General features: G+C 72.9%; 23 protein-coding genes and 1 tRNA gene. 17 read left to right on the top strand and 7 right to left on the bottom strand.

What is annotated here, in order from left to right; genetic code table 11:
* Positions 1-25: 25 nt before the first annotated feature.
* The gene (locus QM641_RS07005; protein ID WP_415114848.1) at positions 26-748 is read left to right on the top strand and encodes a tyrosine-protein phosphatase; all 723 of its coding nucleotides are present in this window, start codon (positions 26-28) and stop codon (positions 746-748) included.
* A gap of 57 nt (positions 749-805) precedes the next feature.
* Entirely contained in the window at positions 806-1,273 is a 468-nt protein-coding gene (locus tag QM641_RS07010) for an SIP domain-containing protein (RefSeq protein ID WP_415114850.1), read from the top strand.
* Between the two features lie 15 nt (positions 1,274-1,288).
* On the opposite strand, the gene QM641_RS07015 is transcribed toward QM641_RS07010, so the two are convergent.
* The 4 genes from QM641_RS07015 to QM641_RS07030 form a co-directional block, all read right to left on the bottom strand.
* Positions 1,289-1,732: a Fe-S oxidoreductase gene (locus QM641_RS07015; RefSeq protein ID WP_415114852.1), complete on the bottom strand. Its 444-nt coding sequence runs from the start codon at positions 1,730-1,732 to the stop codon at positions 1,289-1,291.
* Complete coding sequence (locus tag QM641_RS07020; RefSeq protein ID WP_415114854.1) at positions 1,729-2,541, bottom strand: arginase family protein; 813 nt, start codon at positions 2,539-2,541, stop codon at positions 1,729-1,731. The genes QM641_RS07015 and QM641_RS07020 overlap by 4 nt, the downstream gene beginning before the upstream one ends.
* Before the next feature lie 153 nt (positions 2,542-2,694).
* The gene (locus tag QM641_RS07025) at positions 2,695-3,432 is read right to left on the bottom strand and encodes a PspA/IM30 family protein (protein ID WP_415114856.1); all 738 of its coding nucleotides are present in this window, start codon (positions 3,430-3,432) and stop codon (positions 2,695-2,697) included.
* A 70-nt stretch (positions 3,433-3,502) separates the two neighbouring features.
* A complete protein-coding gene (locus tag QM641_RS07030) occupies positions 3,503-5,500 on the bottom strand; it encodes a TPM domain-containing protein (protein WP_415114858.1) in 1,998 nt (665 codons plus the stop codon).
* Between the two features lie 158 nt (positions 5,501-5,658).
* Here QM641_RS07030 and QM641_RS07035 point away from each other — a divergent pair, with 158 nt between their 5' ends.
* The 3 genes from QM641_RS07035 to QM641_RS07045 are packed head-to-tail and all read left to right on the top strand — an operon-like array spanning position 5,659 to position 8,175.
* Positions 5,659-6,492, top strand: a complete 834-nt coding sequence (locus QM641_RS07035; RefSeq protein WP_415114860.1) for a DUF3097 domain-containing protein — start codon at positions 5,659-5,661, stop codon at positions 6,490-6,492.
* A 36-nt stretch (positions 6,493-6,528) separates the two neighbouring features.
* A complete protein-coding gene (trmB, locus tag QM641_RS07040) occupies positions 6,529-7,269 on the top strand; it encodes a tRNA (guanosine(46)-N7)-methyltransferase TrmB (RefSeq protein WP_415114862.1) in 741 nt (246 codons plus the stop codon).
* A 30-nt stretch (positions 7,270-7,299) separates the two neighbouring features.
* Complete coding sequence (locus tag QM641_RS07045) at positions 7,300-8,175, top strand: CPBP family intramembrane glutamic endopeptidase (RefSeq protein WP_415114864.1); 876 nt, start codon at positions 7,300-7,302, stop codon at positions 8,173-8,175.
* A gap of 431 nt (positions 8,176-8,606) precedes the next feature.
* Here QM641_RS07045 and QM641_RS07050 read toward each other — a convergent pair.
* Positions 8,607-8,679 (bottom strand) — tRNA-Arg (locus QM641_RS07050).
* Between the two features lie 115 nt (positions 8,680-8,794).
* Between QM641_RS07050 and QM641_RS07055 the strand changes: the two genes are divergently transcribed.
* The 11 genes from QM641_RS07055 to QM641_RS07105 all read left to right on the top strand — a co-directional run bounded on the left by QM641_RS07055 (position 8,795) and on the right by QM641_RS07105 (position 22,175).
* Positions 8,795-9,646 carry a transglutaminase-like domain-containing protein gene (locus QM641_RS07055; protein ID WP_415114866.1) on the top strand — a complete coding sequence of 284 codons (852 nt, stop codon included), beginning with the start codon at positions 8,795-8,797 and terminating at the stop codon, positions 9,644-9,646.
* A 205-nt stretch (positions 9,647-9,851) separates the two neighbouring features.
* Positions 9,852-11,516, top strand: coding sequence for an arginine--tRNA ligase (gene argS / locus QM641_RS07060; protein WP_415114868.1), 1,665 nt, complete (start codon positions 9,852-9,854; stop codon positions 11,514-11,516).
* A gap of 3 nt (positions 11,517-11,519) precedes the next feature.
* Positions 11,520-12,344, top strand: a complete 825-nt coding sequence (locus QM641_RS07065) for a DUF2993 domain-containing protein (RefSeq protein ID WP_415114870.1) — start codon at positions 11,520-11,522, stop codon at positions 12,342-12,344.
* A 94-nt stretch (positions 12,345-12,438) separates the two neighbouring features.
* Positions 12,439-13,866 carry a diaminopimelate decarboxylase gene (lysA, locus tag QM641_RS07070; protein ID WP_415114872.1) on the top strand — a complete coding sequence of 476 codons (1,428 nt, stop codon included), beginning with the start codon at positions 12,439-12,441 and terminating at the stop codon, positions 13,864-13,866.
* Positions 13,863-15,212 (top strand): homoserine dehydrogenase, encoded by a 1,350-nt coding sequence (locus QM641_RS07075; protein WP_415114874.1) that lies wholly within the window; start codon positions 13,863-13,865, stop codon positions 15,210-15,212. Before lysA ends, QM641_RS07075 begins: the two co-directional genes overlap by 4 nt.
* 1 nt (position 15,213) lies before the next feature.
* Positions 15,214-16,299, top strand: coding sequence for a threonine synthase (gene thrC / locus QM641_RS07080; protein ID WP_415114876.1), 1,086 nt, complete (start codon positions 15,214-15,216; stop codon positions 16,297-16,299).
* Positions 16,299-17,234, top strand: coding sequence for a homoserine kinase (gene thrB, locus QM641_RS07085; protein WP_415114878.1), 936 nt, complete (start codon positions 16,299-16,301; stop codon positions 17,232-17,234). Before thrC ends, thrB begins: the two co-directional genes overlap by 1 nt.
* Positions 17,235-17,357: 123 nt before the next feature.
* Positions 17,358-19,301: a transcription termination factor Rho gene (gene rho, locus QM641_RS07090; RefSeq protein ID WP_415114888.1), complete on the top strand. Its 1,944-nt coding sequence runs from the start codon at positions 17,358-17,360 to the stop codon at positions 19,299-19,301.
* A gap of 33 nt (positions 19,302-19,334) precedes the next feature.
* The gene (prfA, locus tag QM641_RS07095) at positions 19,335-20,414 is read left to right on the top strand and encodes a peptide chain release factor 1 (RefSeq protein WP_415114890.1); all 1,080 of its coding nucleotides are present in this window, start codon (positions 19,335-19,337) and stop codon (positions 20,412-20,414) included.
* Positions 20,415-20,568: 154 nt separating this feature from the next.
* On the top strand, positions 20,569-21,537 hold the full coding sequence (locus QM641_RS07100; protein ID WP_415114880.1) for an endonuclease domain-containing protein: 969 nt from the start codon (positions 20,569-20,571) through the stop codon (positions 21,535-21,537).
* A 221-nt stretch (positions 21,538-21,758) separates the two neighbouring features.
* Positions 21,759-22,175: a hypothetical protein gene (locus QM641_RS07105; RefSeq protein WP_415114882.1), complete on the top strand. Its 417-nt coding sequence runs from the start codon at positions 21,759-21,761 to the stop codon at positions 22,173-22,175.
* A gap of 19 nt (positions 22,176-22,194) precedes the next feature.
* On the opposite strand, the gene epsC is transcribed toward QM641_RS07105, so the two are convergent.
* Positions 22,195-22,746, bottom strand: a complete 552-nt coding sequence (gene epsC / locus QM641_RS07110) for a serine O-acetyltransferase EpsC (RefSeq protein ID WP_415114892.1) — start codon at positions 22,744-22,746, stop codon at positions 22,195-22,197.
* A gap of 40 nt (positions 22,747-22,786) precedes the next feature.
* Positions 22,787-23,725 carry a cysteine synthase A gene (cysK, locus tag QM641_RS07115; protein WP_415114884.1) on the bottom strand — a complete coding sequence of 313 codons (939 nt, stop codon included), beginning with the start codon at positions 23,723-23,725 and terminating at the stop codon, positions 22,787-22,789.
* Between the two features lie 99 nt (positions 23,726-23,824).
* Between cysK and prmC the strand changes: the two genes are divergently transcribed.
* A complete protein-coding gene (prmC, locus tag QM641_RS07120) occupies positions 23,825-24,700 on the top strand; it encodes a peptide chain release factor N(5)-glutamine methyltransferase (RefSeq protein WP_415114886.1) in 876 nt (291 codons plus the stop codon).
* The last annotated feature ends 38 nt before the right edge of the window (positions 24,701-24,738 follow it).

Here is a 24,738-nt window from a genome sequence, read left to right on the forward strand (position 1 = left end):
TCGGGCGCATCGTACGGTGGAGGGCATGGGCGAACTGGCGGTCTCCGGGTCGATGAACCTCCGCGACACCGGCGGGCTGCCGGCCGGAACCGGCACCACGCGCCACGGCGTGCTGTTCCGCTCCGGGAGCCTCTCGCGGATCGACGACGCCGGCCGCGAGCGTCTGCGTGAGCTGGGCCTGCGCCGCGTCATCGACCTGCGCGACGACGACGAGGTGCGCCGCGATCCGACGCGCCTGGAGGGGGTGGGTCACGAGACGCTGCGGCTGCCGCTGTTCGCCGGGTCGGTGGCATCCCTCTTCGAGGGCGACCTGACGCTCGCGGGTCTGTACCGCGGCATGGTGGACGACTCCGCCGACCGCATCGTGGAGGTCGTCCGCGGCGTCATCGGCACCCAGCCGGTGCTCGTGCACTGCAGCGCGGGCAAGGACCGTACCGGCGTCACGATCGCGCTCGCGCTGGCCGCCGCGGGCGTCGACGAGGATGCCGTGATCGCCGACTACGCGCGCACCGAGACGCTGCTGCCCGCCGAGCGCAACGCGCAGATCGTCGCGTATCTGCGCCGCGAGCACCCGGGCGCGGCGAACCTGGAGGAGCTGGCCACCCGTTCGCCCGCTCCGGTGATGCGGGGCCTCCTCGACGATCTGCGTGCGCGCTTCGGCGCCCCGGTGGAGTTCCTGCGCGCGAACGGCCTCGGCGACGACGAGCTGGCTGAGCTGCGCCGCGTGCTCGTCGTGCCGGGTCGGTGAGCTGCGGGGCTGCACCAGGTGAGGCATGCCTATCCTGCGCGCTATAGTGGAGGAACCATGACCGCACCCGCCGCGCACGACCCGTCCGCCTGTCGGACGCCGAAGCATGCGCGCGTGCAGCACCTCATCACCGCCGACGAGCACGCGCTCGCCGAGCTGGAGACCCTCGTCGCGACGCTGCCGCTGTGCTCGACCGGGCGGGTGTTCATCGAGGTGCCGGATGCCACGTGGATCGGCGAGATCGCGGTGCCCCCGCGCATGATCGTCACGTGGCTCGACCGCTCCCGCCGCACCGGCGCCCCGGGCTCGGGCCGCGCGTGCGCCCCCGGCGCCGCGCTGTCGCGCGCCGTGATCGCGTGGGCCGACGAGATGCTGTGCGACGAGACCGGCGAGGGCACGCGCGTGCATCTGCTGGGCGGCTACCTCGGCACCGCGGACATCTTCGACCACCTCACCGGCGTGCGCGCCCTCGACGCGGCGACCATCCACACCCCGGAGCGGTTCCACCTCGCCGACGCGCGCTGACCGGAGTGACGGCGCTCAGCGCTGCGCGGACAGGTAGTTGCCGTCCTCGAGGCCGGCGAGGATCTCGAATCTGTTGGAGAGCGGATCGCGTCCCGCAGCGAGGTAGAGCACGGGCATGAGCAGCCCGTAGCGCCGCCACTGCCTGCGGTGCACCGCCTCGTGCCGCAGCAGCGCATCGGTCACCGCGGCCTCGCCGGTGAGGAAGCAGCCGCCGACGCACACGCCGCCGCGGCGGAACGACCACGACGGCATCCCGGTGAACACCCACAGGCCCGCGCGGCGCTCCACCCGGCCGGTCGACCACAGCGAGCCCCACAGCCAGCCCACCGCGGTGCCCCACGCGTACCCGACCGCGCTGATCGGGGAGTCCAGCAGCACCGGCGGGATGAGACGGTCGAGTCGTTCGCCGCGCGCGACGGCGCGGGCGGCGCGCTCGCGCCATCCGGCCGGGGTCCTCACGCGACGGCCCCCACGATGCGCAGGATCGTCGCGAGGTCGTCGACCGCCGCGGCCGGGGTCGCCGGTGCGAAGCCCGCGATCGAGGCGCCGGCCAGCGGCACGCGCGCGCGGAGGCTCTTGAGCGTCGCGATCAGGGCGCCGGCGGCGACGCCGAACGGCACCGCGTCGGTGAGTCCGGCGAGGTCGGCGGGGTCGACCACGTCGAGGTCGACGTGGACGTAGACCGCCGTCGCCCCGGTTGAGACGACCGCGTCGGCCAGCGCGTCGGGCGCAGCGAGGTCGTCCACGGCGAGCGTGCGGATGCGGGATGCCGCGGCGAACTCCGCCTCGCCGTCGTCGAGCGCGCGGGCGCCGGCCAGCACGACCCGGTCGACCGGGATCGGGTCGGCGAGGGCGAGCTCGCCCTCGCCGAGCACCGCGCGCAGCGCCATGCCGGAGTACGCGCCGGAGGGCGAGGTGTCGGGGGAGTTGAGGGCGCCGTGGGCGTCGAGCCAGACGACGGCCAGCTCGGGGTGGTGCGCCGACGCGTGGGCGATGGCGGGGACGGCGACCCCGCCATCGCCGCCGACGACCACGACCGGCTCCTCATGCCCGAGGAGCGCGTCGGCGATCGCGTCGCGCGTGCGGGTCAGGGCGCTCAGCCGCAGCACGCGCGTGCCCAGCGCCTCGCCGGCCTCCAGCGGCACCTCGACGCGCGTCGTGCGGGCGCGGGGGAGGTCGCCGGCGATCGCCTCGGCCCCGTCGACCAGGAGCATCGCGCGTGCGGCGGGCGAGCCCTGCCACTGCGGGGCAATCACGAAGCGGGTCATGGTCCCATCATCCTCTCCACGCGGCTTGCCGCCGCCCGCCGCCGCTTGCACCCCCTCACCACCGCGAGACCTCCCGTTTGCACCGTTTTCGAGCCGAAAACGGTGCAAACGAGAGGTCTCGCGCACGGGTGGCGGCGGGGGTGCCGGGCGGGGCTACTGCTCCAGTGCGGGGGCGGCGGAGCCGCCGGCCTTCAGCGCGGCCAGGCGCGCGTCGACCTCGGTCAGCTCGCCCAGGTCGTCGAGGGCGTTGAACTGCGCGTCGATGCTCGACGCGGCCAGCTCCGCCTTGCCCTGCGCGAGCGCCTCGACGCGACGGACCTTCTCCTCGAAGCGGCCGAGGTCGCTGGTCGGGTCGAGCACGTCGATCGCCTTGACCGCGTCGACGACCTTGGTCTGCGCCTCGGCCGTCTTCTGCCGCGCGACCAGCTCGGACGACTTCGCCTTCAGCTCCTGGAGCTTCTGCTTCATGCCGTTCAAGCCGTTCTTGAGCTTGTCGACGATCTCGGTCTGCGCGGCGATCTGCGGCTGCGCCGCCTTCGCCTCGTTCTCGGCGGTGATCTGACGCTGCAGGGCGACCTTGGCGAGGTTGTCGAACTTGTCCGCGTCGGCGGTCTGGCCGATCGCGCGCAGCTCGTCGGCCTTGCGGCTGGCGGCGAGGGCCTTGTTGCCCCACTCGACGGCCGCGTTGACGTCCTCCTGGTGGTCGCGCTCGAGCAGGCGCAGGTTGCCGATCGTCTCGGCGATGGCCGACTCGGCGTCGGCGATGTTGTTCGTGTAGTCGCGCACGAGCTGATCGAGCATCTTCTGCGGGTCCTCGGCGGAGTCGAGGATCGCGTTGATGTTGGCCCTCACGAGGGTGGAGATGCGGCCGAATATGGACTGTTTGACCATGGGTGTTTCCTTTCTCACGGATGACGATGACTGCGCGGCGGATGCCGCGGGGTGCGGGCGGGACGGTCGATCAGAAGCGGCCCCCTCCTCGGCGCCCGCGCGTGCCGCCTCCGCCGAAGCTGCCGGGGATCATGCCCCCGCCCAAGCCTCCACCGGAGGGTCGGCGGGAGGAGCCGCCGAACCCGCCGCCTCCTCGGCCTCCGCCTCCGCCGAGCAGGGAGTTGATCACGATGCCGCCGAGGACGGCGCCCATCACGTTGCCGCCCCCTCCGCCTCCGCCGCCGCCGAACATGCCTCCGCCCTGGAAGCCGCCGACGTCCTGCTGCGCGTACTGGATCGCCTGGGCGGCGAGCTGGTTCGCGCGCTGGGCGTACTGCAAGGCCTGGTCGGGATCGGTCGCGGCCAGCTGGCGGGCCTGCACGAGCGAGGCTCCCGCCTCGGCCAGGCGCGTGCGCGCCTCGGCGCCGATGGCGCCGCGGCGCGAGGTGATGTAGTCCTCGGCGGCCGACACCTGCGCCTGCGCCTGCGTCATCGCCTGGCCGAGCAGCTGGTTCGCGCGCTGCGTCTTGGCCGCGGCATCCCGCACCCCCGCCACGACCGCGTCGATCTCGGTGTTTGCCTGCTGGAGCGCCTGGAGCGTCGCGATCGGCCGCTTCGCCGTGCCACCCAGGCTCGCCCTGGCCGCGTCGACCTGCTGCTGCGTCGCCGCGATCTGGGCCGCTACGCGTCCGTCGGGGTCGGGCAGGGAGCGGGCGACGGCGAGGTCCTTCTCCAGCTCGGCGATCATGGCCGTCGCGCCCTGCTCGCTCTTGGTGAGGTCGGCGGCGAGCGAGTCGATCGCCTGCTCGAGCAGCCGCGCCTGCGAGACCGCCTCCTCCGCGGCGCGGATGTCCACGGCCGCCGCGGCGCCGTCGCCGGCGCCGACGGAGGCCTGGGCCGCCGCGAGGCGCTCGTCGGCGAACGCGATCCGCTGCCGGGCCTGGTCGGGGTTGTCGGCGACCGTCGCGAGCGCGTCGGGCGCGTAGGCGCCGCGCAGCGCGCTCAGCCGCGCCGTCGCTGCGTCGAGGTCGGCCGCGACCGCGGTGCGCAGGCTCTGCACCGAGGCGAGCGCCTCGGGGGCGTTCTGCTCCAGCTTGCGCAGCTCGTCGAAGGCCTGCGCCTTCTCGTCGAGGAGGTCGCCGGCGTGCGCGCACAGCTCGACGATGCGCGCGTTCCACGCCCGCGTCTGCTCCTCGGTGTCGGGCACCGAGTCGTCGAGCTGCTGCTTCAGCGAGAACGCCTCGTCGAGGTCGCGCTTGGCGGCAGCCAGCGCCTCGGAGAACTCGCGCGCGGCCTCGTCGCCGAACTGGGCGACGGCGAAGCCCAGCTCCTGCTCGCTGGTCCTGATCGCGTCGTCGGTCTGCACGAGGGCCGACCCCGCACGACGGGCGAGCTCGGCGGTGGGCAGCTGCGCGGCCGCCTCGGGTCCGGATGCCGCCCCGGTGCCCACTTTCGCCTTCCGGCGGGAGCGGGCGATCAGCCACACGACGACGGCCACGAGAGCGACCGCGATCAGCACGCCCAGGAGCGGACCCCACAGCCCGCCGCCCGATCCGCCGCCCAGGTCCGACTCGAAGCGGTCGGCGGCCGTCGTGATCGCCTGCGCGTAGTCGCCCGAGCGCAGCTCGGGCTTGATCGCGTCCTCGGTCGCCGCCAGCTGCGCGTCGGTGAGGGGCCCGGCCGTGTCGGCCGAGATGTAGTACTCGCGGCCCTCGGTCGAGATCGCTAGGAGGTACTGCTTGACGCCGAGCCCGCCCTCCTGGGCCACCGTGTCGGCCCACTGCTGCGGGTCGGACGGATTGGTGAAGTCGTCCACGATCGCCACGTACAGGTCGACGCCGGTGGCCGTCGACAGGCCGTCGAGGCGATCCTCGACGGCGGCCTGCGTCGACGCGCTCAGCACGTCCGCGTCGTCGAGCACGCGTTCCGCGCCGAGGGGCACCGGATCGGTCGCGGCGGCGGGCACCGCGATGCCCGAGAGCAGCAGCACCAGGGCCGCGGTCAGCATCGCCGGCCAACGAGTACGCATGACTCCCCCTCGAGGTGCTCGCGCGTTCTGTTCGAGCCTACACAGATCGGGCCGCGGTGCGGAGCGGATGCCGGCACGATCGCCGCGCGGCTCGCCGCCGGTGCGGCGGGTCGGGCCGCGCCGGCCCGGTGCGGCGGGTACCGTGTGGCGCCGTGAGCATGGACGACAGATACGGCAGCGACGTGCTGGCCGCCGGGTGGCGCGATGCCGGGCGACGCCCGGTGCCGCAGGTCGCGGCATCCGCCGACCTCGTGGTGGAGGTCGCCGGCGACGGGTACTGCGGCGCCGTCGTCGGGGTGCACTCCGGCCACGTCGAGTTGGAGGACCGGCACGGGCGCACCCGCCTGTTCCCGCTCGGCCGGGGCTTCCTCGTCGAGGGGGCGGCCGTGGAGCTCGTCGCCCCGCCGCGCGCGGCTCCCGCCGGGCGGGCACTCACCGCCTCGGGCTCGTTCGCGCCGGAGGCCACCAGGGCACGGGTGGCCCGGGCCTCCCGCATCCTCGTCGAGGGCCGTCACGACGCCGAGCTGGTCGAGAAGGTATGGGGCGACGACCTGCGCGCCGAGGGCGTCGTGGTGGAGTACCTGCAGGGGGTCGACCTGCTCGAGGCGGTGCTGCGCGACGACCCGCCGTCGTCGAGTCGGCGCTACGGCGTGCTTGTAGACCATCTCGTGCCGGGGTCGAAGGAGTCGCGCATCGCGCAGGCCGTCGCCCGCGGCCCGCACGGCGCGCACGTGCGCATCGTCGGGCACCCGCACGTCGACGTGTGGCAGTGCGTCACCCCGAGCGCGCTCGGCATCGCCGCGTGGCCCGAAGTGCCGCGGGGCGTGGACTGGAAGACGGGCGTCTGCCGCGCCCTCGGCTGGCCCGCGCAGACCCCCGCCGACCTCGCGCGAGCGTGGCAGCGCGTGCTCGGGTCGGTGCGCTCCTACCGCGACCTCGACCCGGCCCTTCTCGGCCGCGTCGAGGAGCTCATCGACTTCGTCACGGCGTAGCGCGCTCCCCGGTCCGCGCGTCGGTAGCCTGGGGGGATGCCGGATCGCGAGCCCGCCACCGCGCCGCGCTTCCGCGACAGGCCGGTGTCGTTCGTGCGCCGCAGCGGCCGGATGAGCGATGCCCAGGAGCGCGCGTGGGCCGAGCTCGCGCCGCGCTACCTCCTCGAGGTCGAGCGCGACGTCGCCGCGACGAGCGTGCGCCCCGGGGCGGTGATCGACCCCGCCGAGGTGTACGGGCGGAGCGCGCCGCTCATCGTCGAGGTCGGCTCCGGCCAGGGCCACGCGATCGTGCACGCCGCGCGGTCGTGCCCCGAGATCGACTTCCTCGGTGTGGAGGTGTTCCGGGCCGGCCTTGCCCGCACGATGCTCGATGCAGGCCGCGCCGGCGTGCGCAACCTGCGCCTGGTCGAAGCGAACGCGCCGGAGGTGCTGGAGCACCTCCTCCCCGAGGCATCCGCCAGCGAGCTCTGGATCTTCTTCCCCGACCCGTGGCACAAGACCAAGCACACCAAGCGTCGGCTCGTCGCGCCCGCGTTCCCTCCGGTCGCCGCGCGGGCCCTGCGCGACGGGGGAGTGCTGCGCCTCGCGACCGACTGGGACGACTACGCCCGTCAGATGCGCGCGGTCATGGCGGATGCCGCGGACTTCGCCCCCGCGTTCGACGGTGACGGGGCGCCGCGCTTCGACGGTCGGGTCATGACCGCGTTCGAGCGCAAGGGACTGCGGGCGGGACGCGAGATCTGCGACCTCGCCTACCGGCGGCGGGCACGGGCGTGAGCGCGCGGCGTCTGACGGCGGAGGGCTGACGTGGCCGGCCACGCGGCTGGTCGGCGCGGCGGGCGCCCGCTCGGCTCGGCCGCGACCGTGCCCGCGGTGCTGGTGTGCCTGGCCGCGCCGGCGTTCTTCGTCGCACGGATGCCGTGGGCGGGTGTCGCGCTGCTGGCGGCCGGGCTGGTCGCCGCGGCTCTCGTGGAGCGGTCGGCCCGGCGTGGAGCCGGGGTCGCGGCATCCGGCCCCTCGCTCGTACGCGACCTGTCGCTCATCGCCGTGGGCCTCGTGATCGTGAGCGCCATCGACCTCAAGGCCGAGCTCGATGACCTCGCCATGCTGCGATTCACCCTCGCGCTCGGCGGCGCGGTGGTCGTGCCGTACACGGTGTCGCGCTGGGCGTACCGCGATCGCGCGATCGGCTTCCCGTGGCGCGGTGGTCATCGTTGGCGGCCGTGGCAGTGGGCGTGGCTGGGCGGTGTGCTCGTGCTCGGCTGGCTGATCCTGCCGTTCTACTTCATCACCTCGGGCGTCTACCAGAACTGGCCGGTCGTGGACACCCCGGATCTGATCGCGCGGCTGTTCGTCGGGGTGGGCGCGGTCGGCATCTGGGACGAGCTGTTCTTCATCTGCACCGTGTTCGTGCTGCTGCGGCGCCATTTCGCGGATGCCGCGGCTGGCGTGCTGCAGGCGATCGTGTTCGTCTCGTTCCTGTGGGAGCTGGGCTATCAGGCCTGGGGGCCGGTGCTCACGATCCCGTTCGCGCTGCTGCAGGCGCTCATCTTCGTGCGGACGAGGTCGCTCGGCTACGTCGTCACGGTGCATCTGCTGTTCGACGCGGTCGTGTTCGCGGTGCTCGTGCACGCGCACAACCCTGGCCTGCTCGGCTGGCTGTTCCTCGTCCCCGCGCCCTGAGGAGCGGTTCGCATTAACCCTCAAGCTGAGCTTGATGTGAGTTCGTATCGGGCTCTTGACAGTGTTTCGGAGAGGAGTATTTTTGGTTACGCGAAGGAAAACAGGAGACGGAAGGGACCCGCGAGGGACCCGGACACAGGAAACCGAAACCGCATGATGATCGCCCCCGGGCGTGGCCTTCGGGCCCGTTTCCCGGGGGCGATCTTCGTGCGTGCGGCGTGGTGGTCTCTGCCGCGAGCCTCCCCGCGCGAGTCACTGTCTCCCCACGCGAGTCACTGTCTTACCTTCGAGTCACTGCGCTGCAGGGCAGTGACTCGACGCGAGAGCAGTGACTCGACGCCGGGGCGGGCGAGCCGGGGGCGCGAGCCGGGGGCGCGAGGCCGGGGCGGGGCGGGCGAGGCCGGGGCGGCGCGATCGGCGCTTCGTGAGAGTGCCCCCGACAGGAATCGAACCTGCGACCTTTGGTACCGGAAACCAGCGCTCTATCCCCTGAGCTACGGAGGCGTACCGATCGAGACTACCACCGCACACGATGCGGTCCGCCCGGCGCGGAGAGCGGATGCCACCGGCATCCCGCACCCCGCGTCCGAGCCCTCAGCGTGCGTGCGATCATAGCTGCGTGCTGCGCTCCGTGACCGCCGAGCTCGACCTGGACCTGGGGTCGTCGGTGGACCTCATCTTCCAGATCGCGGTGGCCCAGCGCGTCCCCGTCGTGCGGGAGGAATTGACCTTCGCGCAGGGCGAGCGGGTCTACACCCCGACCGAGATCGTCGATCAGTCCGGCACGCGCCTGCACCGCGTCGCCGGCGAGTGCGGCCTGCTGCAGGTGCGCTACGAGGCGGTCGTCGGCGCGCAGGTGCCCGCCCGCCCCACGAGCGACCTGGAGGCCGTCACCTACCTGCGCCCGAGCCGCTACTGCCAGTCCGACGAGGTGTTCGCCCAGGCGCGACGGCAGTTCGGTGGGCTGCAGGGCGCCGAACTCATCGCCTCGGTCGACGAGTTCGTCGCCACCAGCACCACCTACACGCCCGGGCTCAGTCAGGGCACCGACTCCGCGGTGACGACGCTCATGACCGGGCAGGGCGTGTGCCGCGACTACGCGCATGTCGTGATCGCGCTGCTGCGCGCGATGGATGTGCCCGCCCGGTACGCGGCCTGCTACGCCCCGGGCCTGGAGCCGATGGACTTCCACGCGGTGGCCGAGGCGTATCTCGACGGCACGTGGCACGTCATCGACGCGACGCGGCTGGCCGACCGCCGCTCGCTCGTGCGCATCGCGACGGGCCGGGATGCCGCCGACTGCGCCTTCGTCAGCTACCACGGCGGCCGCGTGGGCCTTGCCGCAATGCGCGTAGATGCGGCGGTGATCGACGAGGTCGACGCGATGGATGCCGGGGCCCACGCCTCCGCCTCGCCCGACCCGACGGCATCCGATGCCGACGACTACTCCCAGCTCGTCCAGCTGGCCTGATCCCCGCGCCGCGCCCCCGCCCCCGCCCCCGCGCCGCGCCCCCCGCGCCGCGCCCCCGCCCTCCCCGCGAGACTTCAACCGTGCACCGAGACTGCGCGCTGGGCATGCAGTCTCGGTGCACCGATGGAGTCTCGCGGGTGCTGGCCGCGGGCGAGAGCCCGCGACGCGGGGACCGCGCGGCGGCGAAACGTAGACTGGTGCGGCTATGACACCTGACGCCCTCGCCGAAGCCCTGCTCGCCGTCATCGCCCCGCTCGCCGAGGCGCGCCGCCCCGGATCGAGCGCCGGACTGACCGCCGCCGACCTCGTGCTGGAGCGTCCGCGCAACCGCGACCACGGCGACTGGGCCTCCAACGCCGCGCTCAAGCTGGCCAAGACCGTGGGCGCGAATCCCCGCGAGTTCGCCACGGAGATCGCCACAGCCCTGGCCGAGACGCCGGGCGTGGCATCCGTCGAGGTCGCCGGCCCCGGCTTCATCAACATCCGCCTGGATGCCGCGGCCGCCGGCGCGCTCGCCAAGACCATCGTCGAGGCGGGCGCCGCCTTCGGCGCCAACGACAGCCGCGCCGACGAGGTCATCGACCTGGAGTTCGTGAGCGCCAACCCGACCGGGCCGATCCACCTCGGCGGCACGCGGTGGGCGGCCGTGGGCGACGCCCTGGCGCGGATTCTCGCCAGCCAGGGCGCGCACGTGACCCGCGAGTATTACTTCAACGACCACGGCGCGCAGATCGACCGCTTCGCGCGCAGTCTCGTCGCCGCGCACGAGGGCCGGCCCACGCCCGAGGACGGCTACGGCGGCGGCTACATCGCCGACATCGCGCGCCGCGTCGCCCTCGCCTACGACGGCGACCTCGACGCTCTCGACCCGGAAGCCAAGCAGGAGGCGTTCCGCGCGCTCGGCGTCGGGTTCATGTTCGACGAGATCAGGCAGAGCCTGCACGAGTTCGGCGTCGACTTCGACGTGTACTTCCACGAGAACGACCTGCACGACTCCGGCGCGGTCCAGCGCGCCGTCGCGCGCCTGCGCGAGCTCGGCCACATCTTCGAGCAGGACGGCGCCACGTGGCTGCGCACCACCGCCTTCGGCGACGACAAGGACCGCGTCGTCATCAAGAGCGACGGGCAGCCCGCCTATATCTCCGGCGACCTCGCCTACTACCTCGACAAGCGCGAGCGCGGCTTCAACCGCTGCATCGTCATGCTCGGCGCCGACCACCACGGCTACGTCAAACGGATGATGGCGATGTGCGCCGCGTTCGGCGACGAGCCCGGGGTGAACCTGCAGATCCTCATCGGCCAGATGGTGAACCTGGTCAAGGACGGCCAGCCGATGCGCATGTCCAAGCGTGCCGGCACCGTCGTCACGCTCGAGGATCTCGTCGAGATCGTGGGGACGGATGCCGCCCGCTACGCCCTCACGCGCAGCTCGACCGACTCGAACCTCGACATCGACCTCGACGTCCTGCAGCGGCGCACGAACGACAACCCGGTGTTCTACGTGCAGTACGCGCACGCGCGCACGCACAACGTGGCCCGGAACGCCGCGGCCGTCGGCGTGGCGCGCGACGCGTTCGCCCCCGAGCTGCTGGACCACGAGACCGAGTCGGCGCTCCTGGGCGCCCTGCAGGAGTTCCCGCGCGTGCTCTCCCACGCCGCCGAGGTGCGCGAGCCTCACCGCGTGGCCCGCTACCTGGAGGAGCTCGCCGGCCTCTACCACCGCTGGTACGACAGCTGCCGCGTCACGCCGCTGGGCGACGCGGAGGTCACCGACCTGCACCGCACGCGGCTGTGGCTCAACGACGCCACCGGTCAGGTGCTGCGCAACGGACTGGGCCTGCTGGGCGTGAGTGCGCCGGAGCGGATGTGACAGATGGGCGCTGAGACCCGGCCGGCCGATCCGGCGGCGCAGTGGATCGCCGCGAACCCCGGTTCGCGCGCCCGGCGGGGCCGCCGCGGCGTGCGGTGGGCGATCGCGGCCGTCGTCGTGGCGCTGCTCGCCGTCGGCGCGTGGCTCCTGGGGGAGCAGGTGGCCCGGGGGATCGTCGCGGGCGTGGTCCGCGAGCAGATCGTGAAACAGCTGGAGCTGCCCGCCGACCAGCGGATCGACGTCGAGATCGCCGGTTCCGTGCTTACGCAGCTGATCGCCGGGCGCCTGGACGAGCTCACCGTCTCCTCCGACGACGTGTCGCTGGGCGGCATCACCGGCGACATGGTCGTGCACGCGAAAGGGGTGCCCACCCGCGGCGGCGGCGACCTGGCATCCGCCGACGCCCGACTGACCCTCGACCAGCAGCAGCTGCGCGCCCTCCTGGCGACGGTGGACGGGATGCCGTCGGCCACCGTCACGCTCGCTCCGTCGCAGGTGGCCCTGACCTTTCCCCTGACCTTCCTCGGGGTCGATGTGCCGGTCGGGGTGTCGCTCACGCCGGGCGCCCAGGACGGCCGGCTCGTCCTCACTCCCACCGAGCTGCAGATCGGCGGGACGAAGGTCTCCGCCGAAGAGCTCACGCAGCGGTTCGGTCCCGTCGCCGGGTCGGTGCTGCGCGACTGGCACGTGTGCGTCGCGGACTCCCTCCCCGCCGGGGTCACGCTCACCGGCGTGACCGTCGCGGACGACGCGCTCTCGGTGGCCGTCGCCGTCGACGGGCGCATCGTGAACGATCCGGCGCTGCAGCAGAAGGGCAGCTGTTCCTGACGGCGTCGTGCCGTCGGGCTCGGCGCGGCGGGTGTCCTAGACTTTGAGGACTGCCCGGGCCGTCGCACGCCCCGCACGCCCCGACGTTCCCCGATTGGTCCCGCTCGTGTCATCCGCCCGCCCGCTCGTCCCCGATTGGCTCGTGACCCCCGCTGACGCCAATGCGCTCGACGAGCAGGTGTGGCCGCCGTCGGCGCAGCGCGACGCGCACGGCGTCGTCTCGGTGGGCGGGGTGGCCGTGACGGCGCTGCGCGAGAGGTTCGGCACGCCGTTGTACGTGCTCGACGAGCAGGCGGTGCGCGCCCGCGCGCGCGAGGTGCTCGACGCGTTCCGCTCCGCCGCCGCCGAGCACGGTGTGCAGGCGCGCGTCTACTACGCCGGCAAGGCGTTCCTGTGCACCGAGGTCGTGCGCTGGGTGACCGAGGCGGGCCTCGCCGTCGACGTCGCCACCGGCGGGGAGCTCGCCGTGGCGCTGGCCGCCGGCGCGGATCCCGCCCGGCTGGGCCTGCACGGAAACAACAAGTCCGTCGCCCTGCTCGCCAGAGCCGTCGACATCGGCGTCGGGTCGATCGTCGTGGACAGCTCGATCGAGCTGGAGCGCCTCGCGGTCGTCGCGGCGCGCCGCGGCCGGGTGCAGGACGTGCTGGTGCGGGTCACCAGCGGCGTGCACGCCGAGACGCACGACTTCCTCGCCACCGCCCACGAGGACCAGAAGTTCGGGTTCGCGCTCGCCGACGCCCCCGCCGCGGTCGCCCGCATCCGGGAGCTCCCGTCGCTGCGGTTCGTCGGCCTGCACTGTCACATCGGGTCGCAGATCTTCGGCGCCGCCGGGTTCGAGCAGTCCGCGGCCCGCGTCGTCGAGCTGCACGCCGAGCTCCTCGAAGGGGGAGAGGTGCCACTGCTGAACCTCGGCGGCGGTTTCGGCATCGCCTACACCTCGGTCGACGCCCCGACGCCCATCGACCGGCTCGCCGCCGGCATCGTCGGCGCCGTGGCGCGCGAGTGCGAGGTGCGCGGCATCCCGGTGCCCGACCTCGCCTTCGAACCGGGGCGCACGATCGTCGGGCGGGCAGGAGTGACCCTCTACGAGGTCGGCACGGTCAAGCCCGTGCGCGTTTCCGACGACCTGCAGCGGCTGTACGTGAGCGTCGACGGCGGCATGAGCGACAACGCCCGCCGCGCGCTGTACGGCGCCGACTACTCCGCCCGCATCGTCTCGCGCACGAGCACCGCAGCCCCGGAGCTCACCCGTGTGGTGGGCCTGCACTGCGAGTCGGGTGACATCGTGGTGGATGCCGACTACCTTCCCGGCGACGTCACCCCGGGCGATCTCGTGGCCGTGCCGGCGACCGGCGCGTACTGCTTCTCGCTCGCGAGCAACTACAACTACGTGCCGCGGCCGCCGGTCGTGGCCGTCGGCGACGGCGCCGCCCGCGTGATCGTGCGCGGCGAGACCGTCGCAGACCTGCTGGCACGCGATGCCGGCATCCCTGCCGAACTCACCGACGAGGACTCCGAATGATCGACTACCGCCGCCTCCGCGTGGCACTGCTGGGCGCCGGCTCCGTCGGCTCCCAGGTGGCCGCCCTGCTGCTCAAGCACGGCGACGAGCTGGCCGACCGTGCCGGCGCGGCGCTGGATCTCGTCGGCATCGTCGTGCGCGACCTCGACGCGCCGCGCGACACCGACCTGCCGCGGGAGCTGCTGACGACGGATGCCGAATCGCTCATCGTCGGCGCCGACATCGTGATCGAGCTCATGGGCGGCATCGAGCCGGCCCGCACGCTCATCCTGCAGGCGCTGAACTCGGGCGCCGACGTGGTCACCGGCAACAAGGCGCTGCTGGCCACGCACGGCGCCGAGCTGTTCGACGCGGCCGACCAGGTCGGGGCATCCGTCTACTACGAGGCCGCCGCGGCCGGGGCGATCCCGATCATCCGGCCGCTGCGCGACTCGCTCGCCGGCGACCGGGTGCAGCGCATCATGGGCATCGTCAACGGGACGACCAACTACATCCTCGACCGCATGGACCGCGAGGGCGCGGAGTTCGCCGACGTGCTCGCCGACGCGCAGGCGCTCGGCTACGCCGAGGCCGACCCCAGCGGCGACGTCGAGGGCTACGACGCTGCGCAGAAGGCGGCCATCCTCGCGAGCCTCGCCTTCCACACGTCGGTGCCGCTGGAGGCGGTGCACCGGGAGGGCATCACCGACGTGGACCAGGTGATGATGGATGCCGCGCGCCACGCCGGCTACGTCATCAAGCTGCTCGCGGTGTGCGAACGCCTCACCGGCGAGTTCGACGTCTCGCCCACCGGCGAGGCCATCTCGGCGCGCGTCTACCCGGCGCTCGTGCCGCGCGACCATCCGCTGGCGAGCGTCCACGGGGCCAACAACGCGGTGTTCGTGCAGGCCGAGGCCGCCGGCGACCTCATGTTCTACGGCGCGGGCGCGGGCGGCGTGCAGACCGCCTCGGCCGTGCTCGGCGACGTCGTATCGGCCGCTCGGCGCCACATCGCAGGCGGCGTGGGTGTGGGGGAGTCCACGCGGGCGAACCTGCCGGCGGCGCCCATCGGGCACGTCACGACGCGCTATCAGATCTCGCTCGACGTCGACGACCGGCCGGGCGTGCTGGCCACGGTGGCCGGCATCCTCAGCGAGGGCCGCGTGTCGATCGCCACCGTCGAGCAGACGGTGCTCGTGGCCGACGCCGCGCGCCCGCAGGCGGCAGACGATCGAGTGGGCCGCGCGCGCATCATCATCGGAACGCACACCGCTCGGGAACAGGATCTGAGCGACACGGTTGACCGGCTCGGAGCGAGCGGCGTCGTACGACGCGTCGTCTCGGTCCTGCGGGTGGAAGGAGACTGACATGGCACAGGTATGGCGCGGAGTGATGCGGGAGTTCGCCGACCGGCTCGGCGTGACCGACGCCTCGACGGTGGTGACTCTCGGCGAGGGCGGCACGCCGTTGATCCCGGCGCGGGCGATCTCGCAGCTGACCGGCACCGACGCGTGGATCAAGTTCGAGGGCATGAACCCGACCGGGTCGTTCAAGGACCGCGGCATGACCGTGGCGCTCTCGCGCGCGGTCGAGCACGGTGCGAAGGCGGTGATCTGCGCCTCGACGGGGAACACGTCGGCCTCGGCCGCCGCGTACGCTGCGAACGCCGGCATCACCGCGGCGGTACTGGTGCCCGAGGGCAAGATCGCGATGGGCAAGCTCAGTCAGGCGGTCATCCACGACGGGCGCCTGATCCAGGTGCGCGGCAACTTCGACGACTGCCTCGAGATCGCCCGCGAGCTGGCCGAGCACTATCCGGTGCACCTGGTCAACTCGGTCAATCCCGACCGCATCGAGGGGCAGAAGACCGCGGCGTACGAGATCGTCAGCCAGCTGGGCGACGCGCCCGACTTCCACTTCATCCCGGTGGGCAACGCGGGCAACTACACCGCGTACTCGCGCGGGTACGGCGAGGAGGCCGCGCGCGGCGCCGCCACCCGCGTGCCGCGCATGTTCGGCTTCCAGGCCGAGGGCTCGGCGCCGATCGTGCGCGGCGAGATCGTGCGCACTCCCGAGACCATCGCCACCGCGATCCGCATCGGAAACCCGGCCTCGTGGGACCTGGCCCTTCAGGCGCGGGATGCCACCAACGGCTGGTTCGGCGCGATCGACGACACCCGCATCCTCGCCGCGCAGAAGCTGCTCGCCGCCACCGCCGGCGTGTTCGTCGAGCCGGCATCGGCCATCAGCGTCGCGGGCCTGCTCGAGCGCGCCGAGGCCGGCGCGGTGCCGGCCGGGTCGCGCGTGGTGCTGACGGTCACCGGCCACGGGCTGAAGGACCCGCAGTGGGCGCTGCGCGACGCCGACGGCACGACGGTGGAGCCCACGGTCGTGGACGCCTCGACGAGCGAGGTCGCGTCGCTGCTGGGCCTCGTGCCGGTCCAGGAGGGCTAGTGGGGGGCGAGGGCGGTCGCACCGTCGCGGTGCGGGTGCCGGCCACCAGCGCCAACCTGGGGCCGGGCTTCGACACGCTCGGCCTCGCGCTGAGCGTGTACGACGAGCTCACCGTCACGACGCTGCCGGGGCGGCGCGTGGAGATCTCGGTGACCGGGGAGGGCGCCGACGACGTGCCCCACGACGACTCGCACCTGGTCGTGCGGGCGATGGCGTACGCGTTCGAGGCATGCAGTCGTCCGATGCCGGGCGTGCACCTGGCCGCCCGCAACGTCATCCCGCACGGGCGGGGACTCGGATCCTCGGGCGCTGCGGTGGTGGCGGGGCTGCTGGCGGCCAAGGGGCTGCTCGCCGGAGACGTGGAGCTCGGCCCGGAGGCGCTGCTGCGTCTGGCCACCGAGCTGGAGGGGCACCCCGACAACGTCGCGCCGGCGCTGTTCGGCGGGCTCACGATCGCCTGGATGGACGAGGACGGCCCGCGGCACAAGAAGCTGCTGGTGCACCGCGGCGTCTCGCCGCTGGTGTTCGTCCCGGCGTTCACGATGTCCACGAGCGCGGCGCGCGAGCTCGCGCCGCTGCAGGTGCCGCGGGAGGATGCCGTCTTCAACGTGTCGCGCTCGGCGCTGCTGATCGCGGCGCTGACCCAGAGCCCTGAGCTGCTGCTGGCGGCCACCGAGGACAAGCTCCACCAGTCCTACCGCGCGCAGGCGATGCCCGAGACCGACCGGCTCGTGCGGGCCCTGCGCGAGCACGGCTACGCGGCGGTCGTCTCCGGGGCGGGGCCCAGCGTGCTCGTGCTCGCCGATGGACCGGGGCGGCGCCTGGGCGCGGCGGAGGTCGCGGCATCGGCTACGGACACACCGTGGGACGCCCTCATGCTGGCCGTTGATTTCAAGGGTGCTACAGTGAGGGAGTACGCGGAGGGTTCCACGTGATCACGTGAATCTGGCCTCCGTCGCAATTCTGCGAACCACCGCATAACCCCCTCGCTCGGCCCGTCGTCCTTCTTGGACGCGGCCAGAGCGCGGGAGATCGGCGCCCGTCGTGGACGGCGCCAGCTGCGGTTCTGTCATGTCCACACGTTGCAAGGGAGACTCGTGGAGTCCATCTCCGACACCCAGACCATCGCCGCCCCCGCCGAGGGTGCCACTTCCCCCGCCGAGGGTGCCACTTCCCCCGCCGAGGGTGCTACTCCCGCCGCCGAGGGTGCTACTCCCGCCGCCGAGGGTGCCACTTCCGCCCCCGCCGCCACGACGCCGCGCAAGCGCGCCCCGCGCCGCGCGAAGAGCTCGGGAGCGGCCGGCCCGGAGCAGGCGCCCGAGGTCGTGAGCCCGCCCGCCGAGATCGCCGACGCGCCGGTCGAGCCGACCGCCATCGGCGAGACGGTCGAGGACGAGGCTCCCGTCGCCGAGCCGGAGGCCCCGGCATCCGATGCTCCCCTCGCCGGCGAGGCAGCCGCAGAGCAGCCCGAGCAGCCCGCAGAGACTGAAGGGCAGCCCGTGGCCGCCGCGCAGCCGGATGCCGCCGCCGACTCCGAGCCCGCCACCACACCGGAGCCCGCCCCCGAAGCCTCGGCCGGCGAGCCGGTCGAGAGCCCGGCGTCCGCCGAGGGCGAGACGCCCGCGCGCAGCCGCAGCCGCAGCCGTTCGCGCAACCGCAACCGCAACAACCAGAAGCCCGAGGCCACCCAGAACGGTGGCGAGCCGGCGAAGGCGGAGCCCGAGGAGGAGGCGGCCGGCGGCAACGCACGCGGCCGTCAGCGCGGCAAGCGCCGTGGTCAGGCGGGTCAAGGCGACGAGTTCGAGACCGAGATCGGCGAGGACGACGTGCTCATCCCGATCGCCGGCATTCTGGACGTGCTCGACAACTACGCGTTCGTCCGCACGACCGGCTACCTCGCCGGTCCCAGCGACGTCTACGTGTCGCTCGGTCAGGTCAAGAAGTACCACCTGCGCAAGGGCGACGCCGTCGTCGGAGCGATCAAGCAGCCCCGCGAGGGCGAGCAGTCCGGGCGCCAGAAGTACAACGCGCTCGTGAAGGTCGACGCGATCAACGGGCTGTCGGTCGACGACGCCGCAGGCCGCGTCGAGTTCGGCGCGCTCACCCCGCTCTACCCGCAGGAGCGTCTGCGCCTGGAGACCGCGCCGGAGAAGCTCACCCAGCGCATCATCGACCTCGTCGCCCCGATCGGCAAGGGGCAGCGCGGCCTCATCGTCGCCCCGCCCAAGGCGGGCAAGACGATCGTGCTGCAGCAGATCGCGAACGCGATCGCGATCAACAACCCCGAGGTCCACCTCATGGTCGTGCTCGTCGACGAGCGCCCCGAGGAGGTCACCGACATGCAGCGCACCGTCAAGGGCGAGGTCGTGGCCTCCACCTTCGACCGCCCGGCCGAGGATCACACCACGGTCGCCGAGCTCGCCATCGAGCGCGCCAAGCGCCTGGTGGAGCTGGGCCGTGACGTGGTCGTGCTGCTCGACTCGATCACGCGCCTCGGTCGCGCGTACAACATCTCGGCGCCCACGTCGGGCCGGGTGCTCACCGGTGGTGTGGACGCCTCGGCGCTGTACCCGCCGAAGCGCTTCTTCGGCGCCGCGCGCAACATCGAGAACGGCGGATCGCTCACGATCCTGGCCACCGCGCTCGTGGAGACCGGCTCGAAGATGGACGACGTCATCTTCGAGGAGTTCAAGGGCACCGGCAACAGCGAGCTGCGCCTGTCGCGCCAGCTCGCCGACAAGCGCATCTTCCCCGCCGTCGACGTGAACGCGTCGTCCACGCGCCGCGAGGAGATGCTGATGAGCCCCGACGAGGTCAAGATCACGTGGAAGCTGCGGCGCGCCCTCGCCGGCCTCGACCCGCAGCAGGCGCTGGAGGTCGTGCTCGGCAAGCTCAAGGAGACCCAGTCGAACGTCGAGTTCCTCGTGCAGATGCAGAAGTCGGTCCCGGCTCCGGCGGCCGGGCACGGCAACGGTCACGGGCACGACAACGGCATCCGCTGAGCCGGCGCGCCCTCCGTCATGAGCGAGCCTGCGATGTTCGACTCGGTCCGCGCGCTGATCGAGGAGCACAAGGCCGTCCAGGACGAGCTCGCCGATGCGGCTGTGCACGCCGACGCGGCGCGCGCCCGGCGGGTGAATCGCCGGTACGCGGAGTTGTCGAAGGTCGTGGCGGCGCACGATGCGTGGGCGGCGGCATCCGCCGATCTGGATGCCGCGCGCGAGCTCGCCCGCGAGGACGAGGCGTTCGCCGCCGAGGTGCCGGAGCTCGAAGCGCGGCTCGCCGGGGCGTATGAGCGGCTGCGGCGCCTGCTGATCCCGCGAGATCCCGACGACGCGCGCGATGTGATCCTGGAGATCAAGCAGGGCGAAGGCGGAGCGGAGAGCGCGCTGTTCGCCGCGGACCTTCTGCGCATGTACCTGCAGTACGCGGCGTCGAAGGGGTGGCGGACCGAGCTGCTGGAGCGCAGCGAGTCCGACCTCGGCGGCTACAAGGAGGTGCAGGTCGCCATCAAGGGCTCCGGCTCCGATTCGTCGCAGGGTGTGTGGGCGCACCTGAAGTACGAGGGCGGCGTGCACCGCGTGCAGCGTGTGCCCGCGACCGAGTCGCAGGGGCGTATCCACACGTCGACGACGGGCGTGCTGGTCTTCCCCGAGGTCGATGAGCCCGAGGAGATCCAGATCGACCCGGGCGACCTGAAGGTCGACGTCTTCCGGTCGTCGGGCCCGGGCGGGCAGTCGGTGAACACGACCGATTCGGCGGTGCGCATCACGCACCTGCCGACCGGCATCGTCGTCTCGATGCAGAACGAGAAGTCGCAGCTGCAGAACCGCGAGGCCGGCATGCGGGTGCTGCGTGCTCGGCTGCTCGCGAAGCAGCAGGAGGAGCGGGATGCCGCCGCCTCCGACGCCCGCCGTTCGCAGATCCGCGGCATGGACCGCTCCGAGCGCATCCGCACGTACAACTTCCCGGAGAACCGCATCGCCGACCATCGCACCGGGTACAAGGCGTACAACCTCGACCAGGTGCTGGGCGGCGCGCTCGACCCGGTGATCGAGTCGTGCATCGCCGCCGACGAGGAGGCGCGTCTGGCCGCGCTCGGCGCCGACGCCTGATCTGCCGCGCCAGCCTCGCTGGCGACCCCCCTCCCCGTTCACTTGCCCTGGATGTACGTCTGAACGGCGCTACGGCGTACATCCAGGGCAAGTGAACAGGAGGGGCTGTGGACAACTCCTGCCGCGACCGGACGCTGGTCGGCATGATCGGCGTGTGGACGTACATACGACTCAGGCGCCGCCGACGGCCTTCCGCGTCGGGGAGCTGCGCCGCGACGGGCTCAGTCGCCGTCGCATCGACGATCCCGGGTGGGAGCGTCCATTCGCCGGGTTGCGTGCGGTCGCAGATCGCGTCGACCATGACGAGCATCCGCGTGACCTCGCCCGCCGCAGGCTGCGACGGGCAGCGCGACACTTCGCGGCCCATATGCACACCGGTGAGTTCTTCTCGCATCAGACGGCGGCGGTCTTGTGGGGCCTGCCCGGGCTGGCACCCGATGACCTGGACGTCTCGGTGCTCGCGCCGGCGAGGGCGCCGCGCGGACGCGGGGTGCGCGGGCATCAGCTCTCTCCGAAGCAGGTCGGTACCACTGTCACGCCCGACGGCGGACTGCGGATCACGACGCCCGCGAGCACGTGGGCGCAGTTGGGCGGGCTCGTCCGGCATCCGTACGACCTCACGGCGATCGCGGACGCGATCATCCGGATCCCGCGGATGCCGGGACCGTGGGGTGTCCCGCCCGGTGACGCGCTCGCGACCCGTGCGGATCTGGCGGTCGAGCTGGAGCGCGGGCGCCGCATCGGAATCAACGCGCTCCGTGGGGCGCTCGCACGCTGCAGGCAGGGAGCATCGTCGTCGCCTGAGACGTGGACGCGGCTCACGATCGTGGATGCCGGTCTGCCCGAGCCCGAGCTCGACCACGATGTGTACGACGAGACCGGCCGCTTCGTCGGGTGCGTGGATCTCGCCTATCCGGAGCGGTGGATCGCCATCGAGTACGAGGGCGACCACCACCGCACGGATCCGGCGCAGTGGAACCGCGACATCGCTAAGTACGACCGGTTGGCAGAACTGGGCTGGCGCGTCATCCGCGTCACCCGGGCGATGCTGTTCACCGCACCCGGAGAGCTGACCGCCCGAGTGCGCAGCGCCCTCCGCTCCCGGCCGCTCCGACCGCTCTGACCGCTCGTCGGCCCGCGCCGGGTCTTGCCCGGTCTCGTCGGCCCGCGCCGGATCCCGGTTCGCCGGCATCCTGCCCCTGGTTCACTTGCCCTGGATGTACGCCGCCTGGGGGATCCGGCGTACATCCAGGGCAAGTGAACGGGAGGGGAGAGGGCACGGGCACCGGGAAGAGAGCGGGCGAGGAGGGAAGACACCGGCCCCCGCGGCGATAGGGTCGGGACGTGATCCTCTTCTTCTTCCGCACCCTCGTCTTCCTGCTGTCCGCGGCCCTGGGGCTGGTCGCGGCAGACCTCCTGCTCTCCGGCTTCCACATCGAGTGGGCGCACTGGTGGGGCTTCCTCCTGTGCGCGGTGATCTTCGCGGTGCTGCAGGGCGTGCTCACTCCCTGGATCACGACCGTGGCCCAGCGCTCCGCTCCGGCGCTGCTGGGCGGCATCGGCATCGTGTCGACCTTCGCCGCGCTCCTGATCGTCGTGCTGCTGCCGATCGACGGCATCCGCATCACCGACGCGATGTCGTGGATCCTCGGACCGGTCGTCGTGTGGGTCGTGACCGCGCTGGCGACGGTGCTGCTGCCGGTGCTCTTCCTCCGTCGCGAGGTGCGCGAGGCCGAGCGCCTGCGCCGCGGCAGATCGTGACAGCCGGCGCCGCAGCGGGTCAGATGTAGTACTCGGGGGCGGTGAGGATCGCGCGCGTGTCCTCGCCGGCGACGCGCTTGCGCGAGGTCGCCGGAATGCCCACGAGCACGGAGTCGGGCCCGGCATCCCTGGTCACGACGGCGTTCGCACCGACGACCGTGCCCGCACCGATCGTGATCGGCCCGAGGATCTTCGCACCCGCGCCCACCGCCACGCCGTCCTGGAGGGTCGGATGCCGTTTGCCGCCGTCGCGCGTACGACCGCCGAGGGTGACCGCGTGGTAGAGCATCACGTCGTCGCCGACCTCCGCGGTCTCTCCGATCACGACGCCCATGCCGTGGTCGATGAAGAAGCGCCGGCCGATCGTGGCGCCCGGATGGATCTCGATGCCGGTGAGCCAGCGCGTCAGCTGCGACCCCGCGCGGGCGACGAAGCGGAAGCCGCGCACCCACAACCGGTGCCACAGCCGGTGCGCCCAGACCGCATGCAGTCCCGGGTACAGCAGCGCGATCTCCAGGCTCGACCGCGCCGCGGGGTCGCGCAGCCTCGCCGCGGCGAGGTCCTCGCGCATCCGCTCGAGGACCTCGCACCGTCGCGCGGGGCGCGGCACGTCAGTCTTCGCGCAGGTCGTCGAACAGCGCGGTCGAGAGGTAGCGCTCTCCGGTGTCGGGGGTGACCACGACGATGCGCTTGCCCTCGTTCTCGGGCCGGGCGGCCAATTGCAGGGCGGCCCACACCGCGGCGCCGCTGGAGATGCCCACGAGCAGCCCCTCCTTGGCGGCGAGGTCGCGCGCGGTGGACAGTGCGTCCTCGAACTCCACGGTGACGACCTCGTCGTAGACCGTGGTGTCGAGGATCGGGGGCACGAAGTTCGGGCCGATGCCCTGGATCTTCGCCGGCCCCGGGGTGCCGGTCGACAGGAGCGGAGAGGCGGCGGGCTCGACGGCGACGACGCGCACGCCGGGCTTGCGCTCCTTGAGCACCTGTCCGACGCCGGTGATCGTGCCGCCGGTGCCGACACCGGCGACGAACACGTCGATGTCGCCCTCGGTGTCGCGCCAGATCTCCTCGGCGGTGGTCGTGCGGTGGATCTGCCGGTTGGCCTCGTTCTCGAACTGCTTGGCGAGGATGGCGCCAGGCGTCTCGCTCGCGATGCGCTCCGCCTCGGCCACGGCGCCCTTCATGCCCAGCGCCGGGTCGGTGAGCACCAGCTTCGCGCCGAACGCCTTCAGGAGCATGCGACGCTCGATCGACATCGACGAGGGCATCGTGAGGACGACGTCGTACCCGCGCGAGGCGCCGACGAGCGAGAGCGCGATGCCGGTGTTGCCGCTGGTCGCCTCGACGATCGTGCCTCCCGGCGACAGCTGCCCCGCGGCCTCGGCCGCGTTGACCAGCGCGATCCCGAGCCGGTCCTTGACGCTGGAGCCGGGGTTGAAGAACTCCAGCTTGGCGACCACCTCGGCGCCGGCGCCGGCGGTCACGTGGTTGAGTCGGACGAGCGGCGTGTTGCCGAACGCCGTGGTGATGTCGGAGTGGATGCCGGGCATGCTTCGCCTTTCGGTGGATCGTCTCCGCCCACAGTACGGGGACGGCGACCTCGTCGTCGCCTATATGACGAACCATCACGATTAGGCTGGACGCCGCCCATGACCACGAGTCCGCCCGCTGCCGTCGCCGACGTCGTGCGCGCCGCGACGGCGACGCTGGCGGATGCCGGTGTCCCCTCGCCCGACGTCGACGCCGAGCTCATCGTCGGACACGTCCTGGGGCTCGGCCGCGGGGAGCTCATGGCCGCCGCCCTGCGCGGGGACGCGGCATCCGTCCCCCAGCGCGACGAGGTCGCCGGTCTCGTTGCCCGCCGCGCCGCGCGCGAGCCGCTGCAGCATCTCACCGGCACCGCCGCGTTCCGCCACCTCGAGCTGCGCGTCGGCCCCGGGGTGTTCGTGCCGCGCCCCGAGACGGAGCTCGTCGCCCAGCTCGCGATCGACGCACTGCGCGCGACGGCTTCGCCCGCGCCCGTCGCCGTCGACCTCGGCACCGGCTCGGGGGCCATCGCGCTGGCTCTCGCCACCGAGGTGCCGCATGCGCGGGTGCACGCGGCCGAGCGGTCCTCTGACGCGTTCGCGTGGGCGCAGCGCAACGTCGCCGCGATCGCGCCCGGCGACGTCCGGCTCGTCCTCGCCGACCTCGCCGACGCCTTCGCGGAGCTGGACGGCACGGTCTCGGTCGTCGTGTCGAACCCCCCGTACGTGCCCGACGACGCGATCCCGCGCGACCCGGAGGTGCGCGACTGGGACCCGCCCGCCGCGCTCTACGGGGGCGTCGACGGGCTGGATGTCGTACGCACGCTCTCGCGCGTCGGCCTGCGGCTGCTCCATCCCGGCGGCGCGCTGATCGTCGAGCACGGGGAGTGGCAGGGCGCGGCGGTGCGGGCGATCCTCGCGGCGGACGGCTGGCGCGCGGCGGCGACGCACCCCGACCTGACGATGCGCGACCGCGCGACCACCGCCGTCCGTCCCTGACCCGGCCCGCGCCCCGGCCCCCGGCCCGCCCGCGGCCC

Source organism: Microbacterium sp. (assembly GCF_047605725.1).
Lineage (GTDB): Bacteria > Actinomycetota > Actinomycetes > Actinomycetales > Microbacteriaceae > Microbacterium.